Below are 14,149 nucleotides of genomic sequence, written 5' to 3' on the forward strand. Positions count from 1 at the left end.
TGGAGCTGAGTATTTTTATTACTGTGGCAAGTGATTAACACCGCAAGCGGGGGAACGGCTGTTAATCGCTCATGGCTGTTAATCGCTCATGGCTGTTTCTATAAGCCGTTGAGAGAATCTAGTTCATTGCGGCAAATCCGGTAAGCTTATCCCTTTCGTCAGAGTTCGTTGCGGGTGTTCTTATTTTTATCAGGATCGAACTTCCCAACTTCATGATCAGTTGCTGCTGCCTTCCAGTCATAGAAGACACCCAGGGTGTAAGAGTAAGGAATACTTTCTGCGTGGGAGAAAGACCATTTAGGCACATTTTCCCTGAAGTATTTCTCCCAGCTTTTCTCAGACAGTTTCATGGTGCGATCCCGGCGTTCACGGAACTGCAGGTAATTTTCGTGCCGCGTCCAGCCGGGCACCGCGTTATTTGCTTTAACACGGTTTGCATACTCTTCATCGGTTTCATTGAAGCTTTGAGGCAAAGCAATAGCCTTGGGTTTCGCGCACTTATTTCGCGTTTTTATCGCGCATCTCCAGCGCTTCACATTGTCAAGACTGCGGCCCACAGGTCCACCCAGCCACTGAGTGAGCATCTTGTTGTCGTTCATAAAGAAGTCAAAAGTGAGACTCGACGCCAGGGTGAATCCGAAGGTTTGAGCATAGGTGAATCCAGATATAAGACCGTGGGCGTAAGCTCCCACAGTCGCTACCGGACCCAGCACCAGAGCGGCTGCGGCAGAGGCCAGCGTTTTTACTTTTTGGGGGGTCACCCGGTTTAGCAGCGGTACCTGAACCCCTTGACCGGAACCCATGGATTTCACTATTTCGGGCACCAGACGGGAAATGCTGCGATAGCTGTGTGGGTTGGCATTGTACTGTCTGGCAAACAGCATAGAGCCGGTTTGCAGCAGAATGACTGAAGAAGCGGCCTTGCCCAGGGGCATGGCCAGTCCGCCCACTTCAGAGATTTGTTCAATGCTGCTGTGGGAGGCATATTGCCGTCTTCGGTCAAGGTCAACACCGTAATGTTCCAGCCAGTGCTGGAAAGGTGTGAGCATCCGGTGCAGGTAATCACCCCGGTGGGTCAGATCCAGAAGATAGAGGTACCACATGTTTGTCAGGGACAGCCTGGCAGCCTCCAGGGCGGTGCGGGTCACCAATAGAGGTTTGTAGCTGGAGAAGTACCAGGTGACAACCTGTACCAGAGAGGCTGAAGGTTTGACCCAGTAATCAGTCAGCTGGTGCTCAAGGGCTGCAGCATGTGCCTGCATCAATGTATCATTGAGAGCCATGATCAGGTCTGATTCAGACAGGCCTGCGGCATTGGCATAAGGTGTCAGGGTATTCTGAACATGGGTCAGAAAGGCTGCCGTCCTGCGGCCATTGTCAAAGGCCATATCGTCAAGAATGTAGTTGGCGATAACAGCAGCTGCGTACTCTTTCATACCGACAACCGACTCTTTCATACCTGCCGGACCCGTTGCAGTGACGGTGACAGGAGTAAAGGCAATCTGCATGAATTCCTCAGCACCCTTGTCGGACAGCATCAGGATAACGGCATTCAAATGAGGCAGATTGACGCCGTGTTTATAGCCAAGGAAGTGCTCAAATTCATCCACTGTCTGATAACCATCGACACCTCTGACGGCCTTCATGTGGTTCTCAAGTTCAATCTTGCTGATCAGACCTTCACGAACCAGAGCTATGATCCTGTTACTACTGGCATATCGGTTAGCGAAGTATTCCGGGAAGCCTTCCTGGCCCTTTGCTTCATGCTCGACGAAGTGAATAGCTGTTTTGCCCATGCCGCTAATGACTTGGTCGTATTCTTGAGCCCCGTTTTGCAGCTCATCCCGGGCTTCGTTCACCAGCCCCTGAATGTTTGACAGGACTTTCGCGGGCTGAAATTCCAGAGGCTCAGGGTGGACCGGAAAACTATGGAGGGCCGGGAAGGTCTTCTTCAGGCTCCTGAAGACTTTCACAATCCGACTGGCCTGACCAACTGCCAGACCATCTCCGACCAGTCCCTGCAGGTGAAAAGGCGCAAGTTCATCGTCAAAATTGAACGTCGTGAACCAGAGTTCTGGCTTACCGCTTTTCACTGCTAATTCTGTCAGACCTATGGCGGCTTCGAGCGCTTGTTTCTTGAGAGTGTGCTGCTGCATGAAGTCTTGTATACGGGACAGAACGGTTACCTGTCTGGGCGTAAACTGAAAGGGACCACCATCATTTTCCACGGCTTGCTCTGCAACCTTCAGGTCTTCCTTCATTCTCTCAATGTCTGCTTCCCTGGTTTTAATCTCGCCTTCCAGGCGGGCCTGTTCCTGAGTCAGTTGCCAGATTTTGCCGCCGGTACCATCATGCCCACCCAGTTCTACATGCTGGCTTCTAAGGGCATTAACCCGTTGTTCACAGCTGTCAGTAAAGTCAGGTTTAAGGCCCAGGGCTTCTTCAGTAGCATCAAGAGCTGCCTTATGAAAATCCGTCAGAAGCTCTTGTGCTTTTGAAACTGCATCACTTTTTTGTTTCAGGGCTATATTCAGGCGAGCTATTTCGTTCTCATGTAAAGTTCTAGCCTTTTCATCAACATTTTCAGAGTGGATCATCTCCTGTTTTTTAAGATTCAGGTATTCTTGTGTATTCCTCTCTTCATGCCGTGCATAGGCCACTTCCATACTTTTTTTGTGGTGCTCATGCAGGAATTCCGTAATTTGAGCGTACTTTTTCCTGATTAGAGGCAGTTCCCCCAGGGCTTCATCGAATTGATCCGTGTCGTCCCGGCCAGAAGTATGTACATAGGCTCTGATGGTAATAGAGCTATCAGCCTCATCCCGTAAACTGAAGTCACCTTTTATCTGGATGTTCAGATCGGTTTTGGCTTCCAGTTTCTTTAGGGTTTCATCCCGTTTTTCGGCACTGACTCCCAGCAGGACATCTTTGATGAACTCCATTTGCTGTTCAGGGGTATCCTCATCTACTGAATTCAGATCCAACTCGGTCTGAATTTGTTTTATTGCCTGAACAAGTGCCTTGTTGTCTTCGTCCGGGATAGCGTTGAGATCAGTACGGCCACTTTCAAATACCACAGGTTTGCGAGCCAGAACTTTCAGCTTGCGATGAACCTCTGTAAGCTCACTTTCAGCTTTTTGTAATACCCGTCTGGCGACGGCCAGCTCACGATCAAGGACGAATCGGGGTTTAGGTCCCAAGAGGGCCATGTGCTTGTCAAGTTCATTTTCAATAGCTGTGATACGCTCATTAACGTCAGGCTGGCCCGCATTGAGAAGTTCTTTTTCCAGCTGTCGGAGTTTTGTTTCAATCACACTGTTCTGGTTTTCGATAGGGGCATCTTCTTTATAATCCCCAATGTTAAGTTGATAAGCTATTTCATTGTTCCAGGCTCTTCTGGTAGCTTCATCGTCGTAGAGAGCGTCTGATTTTTCGATTAATTCCTGAATTTTGCTTCTCAGGGTATCTTTCTGATCAGACAGGTCGTCATCCATGTCAAATGCTACACCCAGATCTTTTGCCAGTTTGACAGTGAAAGTCTTGCCTCTTTTTTTAGCAGCAGAGCTTTTGCTAATGTCGATGTTCAGCTTGTTCTCTATGGCGGCAAGCAAACTTGTCTGTTTTTCTATGGTTTGCTTATCCAGGGACGAATCTTCGACTCTATATTCAAGAATTGCACGAAGCTTGCTGAGATTGAGATCCCTCTCGTTCAGAGCTGTGCTGTCATCTTTCCAGAGGGTCTGACTTATCTGATCCAGCATAGCTTCTGAGACATCTTCGCCGAAAAGTACGCTGCAAACCCGGGCAATTCTTGCTGCTCTGTCATTCTCTTTATTGAGTTTGATGTTGAGTATTTTTTCTACGGCTGGCAGCAGGTGGGTCCCTTGTTCTCCGGCTGGCTTATCCGGGTCAGGGGCTTCGAGTTTATAGTGGAGATGCGCAAGAAGCCTGTTACGTTTGACATCTTTATCGTCTGGATGAAGCTTTCTTTCATGCATCCAGAGGATGCTATCTATCTCATCCAGTATCTCATTTAGTACCTCATCTGAGAGATCAACCTTGTCAAGTATTATAAAAATTCTGGCGAGCCTTTTTTCTATGCCATCCTCTTTACTGACTTTCATGTTGGGGGTTTCTTCCAGGGTTGTCAGTATGTCCAGGCTCTCTTGCTCTGTCAGCGACGTGTCTTCTCTGATTCCTGATGTTTTATCATTCTTATCATTGACCTGGAGATTGAGCTTTTCTTCTGCGACTTCCAGTATATCCCGGGCCTTTTCCTCTGCCAGCTGTCTGTAGTCTCTGATGTACAACTGTAAGTTGTTTGAAATGTACTGGCGACGAAGATAAACATCGTCGTTTATAGTAAGGCCAATCATCTCAAGGGCTTTTTCTGTAGCCCTCAGTGTCTCAAGTATTTTCGGTACCGCTGCAGAATCTTCCCCAGGCTGTCCTGCTGTGGCAGGCGATTGGTTGATTTCAAAATTTTTTTTACTGAAGAGTCTGGCTTGTTCTGCGAGTGGCAGGGTGTCGTCCCAGTTTTCAATACCAGGTTCTGTTGTCAGTTCAGTGTTGCGGGCCTTTATGACTTCTGCTCTGACATCAGCAACCTGTTCTTCCGGCTCCGGGATTCGTGGGACTTCTTCCTCCCGACGTTTCCGTAATTCTTTTTGCTGTTCTTCCATTGCATTAAGAAGCTGTTCAAGCTCATTATCAGCTTGTTGCTTAAATTGAAGTGCTATGAGCTTTTGCTTTTCACTGATAGTGGTTTTCTCCGATGTGAGCTTTAACCGGTTTCTAAGCTGGGTGAGTTCGACTTCTTTTGCCAGCAGCTCTTGCAGCTTGTTTTCCCTCTCAATCAGTTGTCTGGCTATGTCGCTCAAGACTCTGGAAGCAAAAAGTTCTCCTTCGTGAGAAACATCGGTCTTTAATACATAGGCAGCGGGTAAAAGGTTCAGAAAATTTTGAACAAAATGCTGGTTAGTCAGAAGATCTCTAAGTGCGGGTTTGAAGCTGAAGTGTTTTGCGAGTTGATTATGCATCCAGGCTGGCGTAATGAGAGACGCAGCGACTCTGAAGTGTTCTATTGAAAAATTAAATTCATCTGCCTGATCTGCAGTAGCACTGGTCAATGCCTGCTGGAGAGTTTCATAAAATGCAAGCACAAGTGTCGCCACCTGATCTTCCAATGCAAACGTCATCGGTTGAGCTTTGTTTACTGTAATATGGTGCCGCGCAACTAACTTTTCCAGCAGTTCCATCTGCCTGCTTCGAATAACGTACTGGTAGTTTTTGAACTTGTCTTTTTTAACCTGTGTTAATGATTCAGTAGCGGGGGTATTAGCATTAGCTTTAACCACGATGTCAAAGAGTCCTTCCACAAAAGCGACATCGGTTGGATTCTGCTTCTGGCCATGGAAAACGATAACCTCTCCCGAAGCCTCAGTCACTTGCAGTTTTGGATAACCTGCAGACACAGGATAAGTCTGCGTGTCATCCCCAGTGTGTACTACATAGCCGACGGGTTTATGATATGAAAACAGCTTATTCAGTGCTTCCTGTTGCAGATCTTCACCCAGAACATGAACCTGGACATAGGCAGAGATAGCTGCTGCTAAAAGCACTTCATCATTGACAACAAGCGATTGACCCAGACGTTGCAGTTCAGGAGGCTGATCGCCTGCAGCAATAAGACGCATGAAGGTGCGCCCGTCCACCTCAACTTTTCCTGCTTCAAGGGTGGCAAGGACAGCATAGTCATCAGCTTCGCCCAGGTTTCCTGCTCTTTCATTCGCCCCTTTCAGGACTGCGGCCAGATGTTCGGGGCTGGCAACTTTCGTTAAGGGTTCTAATATCCTTTGGTCGTCTAATCGGGCGCGAACAGCTGCAATGGAATCCTGATGGGTCATTTTGTCTCTGACCTCAATGACCAGTCGCTCCTCTGCAAGGTTATGGGTGAACTTGAAGATTCCTTCATTACCGACCTTGAGGACTTTGGTGTATTTCCGGGCAACGTCATTCTTGTCTGTTTCAAACAGATCAACAGTGGAAACACCTCCGTCGATGCCGGAAAGAACGTCTGTGAATCCTTCAGAGGGAACGTCATAGCCAGCTCTGGCCTGAGTCTGATCGGGGTAGGTGGTTGTACAGGATTTGGGTATTGGCTGCAGGTCATCACCCAAGGTTGGCTGAACCATGACCTCACTATGGGTAAACTCTGCGTGTCCAGTGCCTGTAATATCGACAGATTTTGTCTGTAGCCTTCGCTCGGCCAATGCTTGTGAAGCAATAATAGAAGAACTGATTGCAACGGTTACAGCAAGGCTTAATACATTGGGGCGAGCGTTTGTCATTCTGTTACCTCAGGGCAGAGTACTTCTACTACCGTATAAAGTGATTGCCAAACCGGGCGAGGAAGCGACTTCTAAATAATCATGGCTGTTAATCGCTTGTTTGAGCAGCTTCAGGCTCTTTTACCAGAGAAATCTCTGTGGTCTCAGAAGGAAAGGTTACACCTGGAACCATCACCGGTATTTCATTGGGCACTGGTTTAGTATTTCTGGTCATTACTTGTCGTGTAATTAATTCACCGGGGATTTCACACTTGTCTCACTTCTGATCAATTTCAGGCTGAGCGCTTGAAGCGGCAGTTAGAAAGCCTGATTGAGAGATACCTCTGTTATCATGAACAGGAGCTTTCTTATTATCGCCCTGTGCCATTTGTAGAAGGCCCCAAGAGTGTAGGAGTAAAGAATACTTTCTGCATGGGAGAATGACCATGTAGGCATTTTTTCAACGCGTTTCCTCGCTCTGAGGGTGTCGCAAAACTCTAACAACTCGTTCCCACGCTCTGAGGTCGTCATTCCCGCGAAGGCGGGAATCCAGCGCCAACGGTGGATCTCTGACTTCTTGGGGGTGACAAGGCCAGGGGGGCACCGGGCAGTATGGTTCTGGTGGAGAGTCAGTGTGGATTCCCGCCTTCGCGGGAATGACGAGAATGAAGCCGGGAATGTTGGGAGTCAACTCGTTCGCACGCTGGAGAGAGTTTTGCGACACCTTCAGAGTGTGGGAACGAGTTGTTGGGCTTTTGCGACAGCCTCTTTAGCGGGGGGATGCAAGTAACGAATCCGCAAGGATTCGCTATGCACAATACCTGAAGTCAATCAGAGTAGTTTTTCTAGCACTTAACCTTTTGCATCCCTTCTTGATTGTTGTGCTGGTTATTATTGTTTTACCTTCTATCGTACCGCCGCAATAGTCAAACCCGACTATACTCTGTCCACCCAAACAATAACCTACGGTAAAAACAATGCTTCACAAACCTTTGTATGCCGCTTTGCTGGAAGCCGGTGCGTCCGATGAAAAAGCAAAAGCAGGGGCGCAAATGGACTGGCTCATTACAGAGAGCCGACTGGACAGAATAGAAAAAAATCTGTCAATCGTCGGCAGCGACACTGCCGCACTGAACGACGGGCAGAAAAAACTGGACTCCAGAATGGACAAGCTGGAAAACAAAGCAGACAAGCTGGAAGACGGGCAGAAAAAACTGGACTCCAGAATGGACAAACTGGAGCGCAGTCAGGAAATACTCGTCAGTGACCATAAAAAAATAGTAACCAAGCTGGAGGACCACGACGTAAAATTGGAACTAATACTCGACTGCGTAAGAAACATCATGGACAACAATTAACAGGGCAATGGATGGAACCAATTAATGGATTAACAGTCAAAAGTTAATGAGATTCGTCTTTATTCGGTCAGATCGGTACTGCAAGGACAGGAATGAGGAAATCAGGTTCAGGGTTTTTCTTTGTATTAAAGATCTGAACGCTGATTTTCCAGAACTAATGGTATTTGTCTGTCCTGTAATTGTTTCGTACGAGAAACATATGCACTTCCTGTATATGGTTCGCTGAATCAACGGCGCTCTGGTGGAACGTTGTCGTTTGGAATTAGTAAATAATAGGACACCCTCATATTTGACAAACAAGCCAGCTCGTCTAATTTTTTTCCTGTCACTGATATTTAGTTCCGGCAGGAGAGGTTATGACCCGTGCACGAAGTTCTTTGATCGACCCAGGTTCTACGCCTTATTATCACTGTATAGCTCGATGCGTGCGCAGAGCGTATTTGTGTGGGGAGGATAATTTAACGGGTAAAAACTACGAGCACCGTCGGCAGTGGGTTGTAGATAAGCTCAGGGAACTGGTTTCAATCTTTTCCATAGAAGTCTGCGCCTATGCTGTCATGTCGAATCACTATCATGTGGTTTTGCATATCAATCAGAAACCTGCCAGAGAGTGGACACGAGATGAAATTTTGAGTCGATGGACAAGGCTTTTCACTGGGCCGCTTCTGGTTCAGAGGTATCTTGCTGCTGACCAGCTGAGTCATTCGGAACTGGCTCGCGTGGACGAATTTGTTGAAGAGTATCGAAATCGTTTAACGAGTATCAGTTGGTTCATGCGTTGCCTGAACGAATATCTTGCCCGTCAGGCTAACCAGGAAGATGGCTGCAAAGGTCGCTTCTGGGAAGGGCGGTTTAAAAGTCAGGCGTTGTTGGATGAGGCAGCGTTGTTGACCTGCATGGCTTATGTTGACTTGAATCCGCTCCGTGCCGAAATGGCGGAAACTCCAGAAGGATCAGACTACACGTCGATACAGGAACGAATAGAAAATTTGGAAGGTTCTGATATCCGAAAACAGCCAATCACCCTTATGCCTTTTCGATCACAGGAGCAAAATCCGGATAAGGCATTGCCTTATATTCTTCGCAATTATCTTGAGCTGGTTGACTGGAGTGGGCGTGCAGTCCGATCCGATAAGAAAGGTTCAATCCCTTCAGATATCCCACCCATTCTGACCCGACTGGAAATTGATTCAAATGAATGGCTCAAAACCATGAGATGTAATAACCGCTTCTATCGGGCAGTGGGCAGGCTGGAAGCCATGAAAACTTTTGCTCAGGAAATGGGGCAGCAATGGGTACAGGGGGTGTTTACCTGTAGTCGTTTATTTCATGGCGTAAGCTGATTGCCCGAACTTTCCATTGTTATTTATTTCTCCTGTCATTTGGAGAGCTTTGCTATTTCTGACTTTTCCCCTTTTGAGTGATTCGCCTGTCGTTTATTATGATAAACGATGATTTTGAGTGGCTGTCAGGGTTTGATGGGCTGCTAGGATTGCGGTTTATGGGCTGTATTTTTTATGAATGGCCTATTTCCTCATTATATGAATGTCTTACTTCCCTTTCTTCCTTGTATATTTACTTAGGGTAGACATTAAGCTCAAAAAAGATTCATTTCCAGCGGCAGAACTCACCTTGAACAGCCAAAATAAAGCTTCGCGAAAAGTATCAAGGCTGAACAAGATGAGTACTGCAAATAGTAGACTAGTTGAAAAAAACTGCTGACGTGTTTCGACCGGGCTGAACTTCTCAGTATGGCGGAACAGCTTGGTTTTACTATACGACAGCGAGATATCCGCCCTTTGGACTTTATCCTTTCACTGATTGATGCCCTTGCTGGTGATGGAAACTGCGATACTCAAGCCGATCTCCACCGAAAATTTAATGAGTTGACGGGGCTGAATGTCTCCTATCGTTCCCTGGGCAAATCAAGCTAAAAAAGACGCGATGCCTGTTCTTGTCCTCTGGCTATGGGTGCAGTGTCTGGAAGTCTTTACCCGCAAAGTCATGGCGTTTGATGAGGACAGTCCATTTTCAGAGTTTGAGCACATTCTGATTCATGACGGCTCATCGCAGGCTGTCTACGCTGGTATTGACAAAATCAAATATAGGTCTACAGTAAATTACACTATAGGTAATAATATGTAGACCTTTATGACCAAGAAAGATAGACTAGTTGCCGCACTATCAGAGTCAACCAAAGCGGGAGGTGGTATCAACACAGCGGCAGAGTTAGCCTATATGATTGGCGAGAGACTCACTCCCGCGTTCACCAAGTTTCTCACTGTTTGTGCAAAAAAAGGCTTGATACGCAGGGTCGCCAAAGGCGTGTTTGAGAGCACGTTGACGCCTCCAGACCCAACGACTGCGATCTATAAGATAGCGAAAAAACTTCGCGCCAATGTCATAAGCTACATAAGCCTTGAGAGTCAACTTAGTCATACTGGGGACATCTCTCAAATACCCATGGGAAGGCTGACGATTGTGACGAAAGGCCGCAGCGGCACCTTCTCAACACCCTATGGCGTCATTGAATTCACTCACTCAAAAAAAACTATCAGAAATATTGCACCAAACCTGTATTTTGATGAATCTGTTGGCATGTACAGAGCACAATCCTCGCAAGCCATCAAAGACCTAAAAAACTGCAAAAGAAATACCCATATGCTGGAGAGCTAATGTGCTAAAGGAACAACTAAAAAGAATCGTGGAAGCAAATCCGGAATACGCAGCCATCACGCCAGTGATCGAGAAGGAAATTCTTCATCACGACATTGTGCATGTGCTGGTTAAGCAAGGGGCTATGCAGTCACTCACCTTCATAGGGGGTACATCACTCAGGATGTGCCATAACAGCTCCCGTTTGTCGGAAGATCTGGACTTTAATGGAGGGCTTGACTTCAAGCCCTCCGACTTTGACGGGCTGGAAACCGAAATCCAACAATTCATCCAGAACAAGTACGAGACCAACGTTTGGGTCAACAAGCCTAACCAAGATGAGCAGGGCGACACGTCGTCGTGGAAAATCAGCATAGAGAAGGAGGCCAACCGGCCTGATCTGCCAAGGCAGAAAGTGCACATAGACATCTGTGCCATTCCCTCGTTTGACGCGAAAAAAAGACCCCTGATCAATCACTACAATATCGTGACGCCCACCGAGGGCCTGCTGGTACCGGTCCAGTCTCTCGAAGAGACGTTGGCGGACAAGTTTATTGCTCTGGCCTATCGGGCCAGACACATAAAACCTCGTGATGTCTGGGATATCGTTTGGATAAAACAAAAAGGAATTGATGTCTCTGCAGAGCTAGTCAATAAAAAACTGGAAGCAAGAGAAAAAAACAGGCAAGACTTCATGGAAATGCTCAGCAACCAAGTAACCAAAATATTAAAAGACGATGAGGTACGCATTAATTTCAATACTGAGATAAGTCGCTTTGTTCCTGAAAGCATAAAGCGGAGAACACTCGACAATCCGGAGTATTGGGATTACATCCAGAACGAGATCAAGTCCATGGCTAAGCTTCTTCTTGATGGCGACGAGCCCCGTAACAAGTTTGACATGAGCCTTTGACATTACTGCTCATTAAAATACTCAATTCTTAATTCTGACAGTCATACCGGCCTTTTGAACATTGCTGGTTCCGTACTTCAACATTATTGAAACAGGACATCCATATAAAAAATAAAATACAGCCCATAAACCGTGACCCCATGACTCAGCTGGTCAGCAGCAAGATAACTCTGAACATGAAGCGGGCCTGTGAACATGCAGGTCCAGCGTTCAGGGACTTCATCACGCGTTCACTCCTGGGCAGGTTGCTGGTTGATATGCAACACGACGTAGTAGTTCGACATAACGGCATAGGCACAGACTTCAATTGAAAAGACAGAGATTAGCTCCCTCAACTTGTCTACCACCCACTGACGACGATGCTTGTAATTTTTGCCAGTCAGATTATCTTCACCACACAGGTTAGCCCTGCGAACACACCTTGCCACACAGTGTCATTAAAGCGAAGAGCCGTGGATCTATCAGGCAGCTTCGAGCTCGGGTCATAACTCCTCCTGTTTGAAAAACTCAGGGACAGGAAGAAAGATCGAAGTTGAACTCGTCGATTAGTCGAATTTTATGGATGTCCTTATTTTTTTTTAATGGATGTCCTTATTTTTTTTTTATTTTTTTTTTATTTCGATTAGTCAAATTTTATGGATGTCCTTATTTTTCTTTTTTCATTTTTTTTCCTTATTTTTCTCTGAGGTCGTCATTCCCGCGAAGGCGGGAATCCAGCGCCAACGGTAGATCTCTGCCTTCTCGGGGATGACAAGGCCAGGGGGGCACCGGGCAGTATGGTTCTGGTGGTGAGTCAGTGTGGATTCCCGCCTTCGCGGGAATGACGAGAATGAAGCCGGGAATGACGGGAGTCAACTCGTTCCCACGCTGGAGAGAGTTTTGCGACAGCCTCCTTCGCGGGAATGACGAGAATGAAGCCGGGAATGACGGGACTCAACTCGTTCCCACGCTGGAGAGAGTTTTGCGACACCCTCGCTCAGCGTGGGGATGCATACCTCCTCTGAAAAACTGACTCTACCCGACACCATTCCAACCAAGGCAAACCCACCAGAAAGTGATACTCTGGAAGGACAACGACCACAACAACAGCCACTGACGGAAGCCGCCGGATGAAGCTTGAGTCCCTGACAATCAAAAACTACAAGGTTTTTCAGCATGTGGAGCTGAAAGCCCTGCCCGGCATGTGCGTGTTTGTCGGCGCCAATGGCAGCGGTAAAACCACCCTGTTTGATGTGTTTGGCTTTCTCAGGGATGCCCTGCACGGTAATGTCCGCACCGCCTTACAGAAACGGGGCGGGTTTCGGGAAGTCGCCACCCGTGGCGGTATTGATCAGCCTATCGAGTTCACCCTGCAGTTCCGCTTGCCCATTGGCGGCGTTGACCGGCTGGTGACTTACCTGTTGGAAATTCGACAGGACAAAGGTCGGCCCATCGTTGCCCGGGAGATACTCCGCTATAAACGGGGCAGCCAGGGTTCACCGTTTCATTTCCTGGATTTTCGGGGAGGCCGCGGTTACGCGATTCTCAATGAAGAAGACTTTAATAAAGCCGATTCAGAGCTGGAACGGGAAGAACAGACGCTGGATAGTCCGGATATTCTGGCCGTAAAAGGACTCGGTCAATTTCAGCGATTCCGGGCGGCCAATGCCTTTCGTCAGCTAATTGAAAACTGGCATGTCTCCGATTTTCATATCAACGATGCCCGCCAGACACGGGACGCTGGCTATGCAGAGCATTTATCGCCCCGAGGGGAAAATGCCGCGCTGGTGGCCCAGTACCTCTATGAGCAACACCCGGATATTTTCCAGCATGTACTGGATAAAATGAAACAGCGGGTGCCGGGAGTAGAAGATGTAAAGGCAGTAGAAACTGACGATGGGCGCATTGTCCTGAAATTTCAGGATGGCAGCTTTAAAGACCCTTTTGTGGCTCGTTATGTCTCCGATGGCACCATCAAGATGTTCGCTTATTTGCTGTTGCTGAACGACCCGAAGCCCCATCCATTGCTTTGTGTCGAGGAGCCGGAAAGCCAGCTTTACCCAAGCCTGTTGGTGGAGCTGGCGGAGGAGTTTCGCAGTTATGCCGAACAGGGTGGCCAGGTGATGGTGTCTACCCATTCGCCGGACATGTTGAACAGCATCCGGCTGAACGAGATTTTCTGGTTGAAGAAAAGTAATGGTGTTACCACCATTGAGCGTCCTGCGGATAATACGCTGATCAAAAGTCTGGTCGAAGGCGGGGATTTACCCGGTGCACTCTGGAAACAAGGGCTGTTTGACGGAGTAAACCCCTGATGACGCAGTTGGTCTTTTTGCTGGAAGAGCCCTCTGCTCAGGTATTGCTGGATACATTGTTACCCCGACTGTTACCAGCGGAAGTGTCTTTTCGATGTATTCCCCATGAGGGTAAGCAGGATCTGGAAAAGTCCATACCCATCAAACTGCGCCATTGGAACGTCCCCAATAGCTGGTTTGTGGTGGTACGGGATAAGGACCAGGACGACTGTGAACGTCTGAAAGCACGGCTGCAAAAGTTATGCGAAGAAAACCTTCGACCGGAGACACTGGTTCGCATTGCCGTTCATGAATTGGAAAGCTGGTTTCTTGGGGATCTTGCTGCTGTTGGAGCAGCGTTTAATAAGCCCCGGCTGGCTGAAAAGCAGAATGGTCGTAAATTCCGCAACCCTGATGCTTTGGCCAATGCTCAGGAAGAGTTGAAAAAACTGATTACCGGTTATCAGAAAGTCTCTGGTGCCCGAGCCATTGCGCCCCACCTTAACCTTGCTAACAATCGGTCGGTCAGTTTTCAGCAGTTTGTCAACGGTGTTCACACGTATCTGGAACGCATCAATACAATGTAAATTGTTGTTTTTAACTCGTTTCCTCGCTCTGCGT

Annotated in this window: 13 protein-coding genes; 8 read left to right on the top strand and 5 right to left on the bottom strand. The window is 47.6% G+C overall.

Annotated elements, in window-relative coordinates:
• Positions 1-158 precede the first annotated feature (158 nt).
• On the bottom strand, positions 159-6,350 hold the full coding sequence (locus P6910_RS07890; protein WP_317145721.1) for a hypothetical protein: 6,192 nt from the start codon (positions 6,348-6,350) through the stop codon (positions 159-161).
• 439 nt (positions 6,351-6,789) lie between these two features.
• Positions 6,790-7,053 (bottom strand): hypothetical protein, encoded by a 264-nt coding sequence (locus P6910_RS07895; RefSeq protein WP_317145722.1) that lies wholly within the window; start codon positions 7,051-7,053, stop codon positions 6,790-6,792.
• Positions 7,054-7,306: 253 nt separating this feature from the next.
• On the opposite strand from P6910_RS07895, the gene P6910_RS07900 reads away from it, so the two are divergent.
• The 5 genes from P6910_RS07900 to P6910_RS07920 all read left to right on the top strand — a co-directional run bounded on the left by P6910_RS07900 (position 7,307) and on the right by P6910_RS07920 (position 11,255).
• Positions 7,307-7,687 carry a hypothetical protein gene (locus P6910_RS07900; RefSeq protein ID WP_317145723.1) on the top strand — a complete coding sequence of 127 codons (381 nt, stop codon included), beginning with the start codon at positions 7,307-7,309 and terminating at the stop codon, positions 7,685-7,687.
• 356 nt (positions 7,688-8,043) lie between these two features.
• The gene (locus tag P6910_RS07905) at positions 8,044-9,030 is read left to right on the top strand and encodes a transposase (protein ID WP_317145724.1); all 987 of its coding nucleotides are present in this window, start codon (positions 8,044-8,046) and stop codon (positions 9,028-9,030) included.
• Between the two features lie 556 nt (positions 9,031-9,586).
• Positions 9,587-9,832, top strand: coding sequence for a hypothetical protein (locus P6910_RS07910; protein WP_317145725.1), 246 nt, complete (start codon positions 9,587-9,589; stop codon positions 9,830-9,832).
• Between the two features lie 6 nt (positions 9,833-9,838).
• The gene (gene abiEi / locus P6910_RS07915; RefSeq protein ID WP_317145726.1) at positions 9,839-10,363 is read left to right on the top strand and encodes a type IV toxin-antitoxin system AbiEi family antitoxin; all 525 of its coding nucleotides are present in this window, start codon (positions 9,839-9,841) and stop codon (positions 10,361-10,363) included.
• 1 nt (position 10,364) lies between these two features.
• Entirely contained in the window at positions 10,365-11,255 is an 891-nt protein-coding gene (locus P6910_RS07920; RefSeq protein WP_317145727.1) for a nucleotidyl transferase AbiEii/AbiGii toxin family protein, read from the top strand.
• A gap of 230 nt (positions 11,256-11,485) precedes the next feature.
• Here P6910_RS07920 and P6910_RS07925 read toward each other — a convergent pair whose 3' ends face one another.
• The 3 genes from P6910_RS07925 to P6910_RS07935 all read right to left on the bottom strand — a co-directional run bounded on the left by P6910_RS07925 (position 11,486) and on the right by P6910_RS07935 (position 12,225).
• Positions 11,486-11,683: a hypothetical protein gene (locus P6910_RS07925; protein ID WP_317145728.1), complete on the bottom strand. Its 198-nt coding sequence runs from the start codon at positions 11,681-11,683 to the stop codon at positions 11,486-11,488.
• Positions 11,684-11,927: 244 nt separating this feature from the next.
• Positions 11,928-12,110, bottom strand: coding sequence for a hypothetical protein (locus tag P6910_RS07930; protein ID WP_317145729.1), 183 nt, complete (start codon positions 12,108-12,110; stop codon positions 11,928-11,930).
• Positions 12,049-12,225, bottom strand: a complete 177-nt coding sequence (locus tag P6910_RS07935; protein ID WP_317145730.1) for a hypothetical protein — start codon at positions 12,223-12,225, stop codon at positions 12,049-12,051. The genes P6910_RS07930 and P6910_RS07935 overlap by 62 nt, the downstream gene beginning before the upstream one ends.
• A gap of 17 nt (positions 12,226-12,242) precedes the next feature.
• Between P6910_RS07935 and P6910_RS07940 the strand changes: the two genes are divergently transcribed.
• The 3 genes from P6910_RS07940 to P6910_RS07950 are packed head-to-tail and all read left to right on the top strand — an operon-like array spanning position 12,243 to position 14,115.
• Positions 12,243-12,368, top strand: coding sequence for a hypothetical protein (locus tag P6910_RS07940; protein WP_317145731.1), 126 nt, complete (start codon positions 12,243-12,245; stop codon positions 12,366-12,368).
• On the top strand, positions 12,365-13,549 hold the full coding sequence (locus P6910_RS07945) for an AAA family ATPase (protein ID WP_317145732.1): 1,185 nt from the start codon (positions 12,365-12,367) through the stop codon (positions 13,547-13,549). The genes P6910_RS07940 and P6910_RS07945 overlap by 4 nt, the downstream gene beginning before the upstream one ends.
• A complete protein-coding gene (locus P6910_RS07950) occupies positions 13,549-14,115 on the top strand; it encodes a DUF4276 family protein (RefSeq protein ID WP_317145733.1) in 567 nt (188 codons plus the stop codon). The genes P6910_RS07945 and P6910_RS07950 overlap by 1 nt, the downstream gene beginning before the upstream one ends.
• Positions 14,116-14,149: the final 34 nt, after the last annotated feature.

The organism is Endozoicomonas sp. 8E, assembly GCF_032883915.1.
Taxonomy (GTDB): Bacteria; Pseudomonadota; Gammaproteobacteria; order Pseudomonadales; family Endozoicomonadaceae; genus Endozoicomonas_A.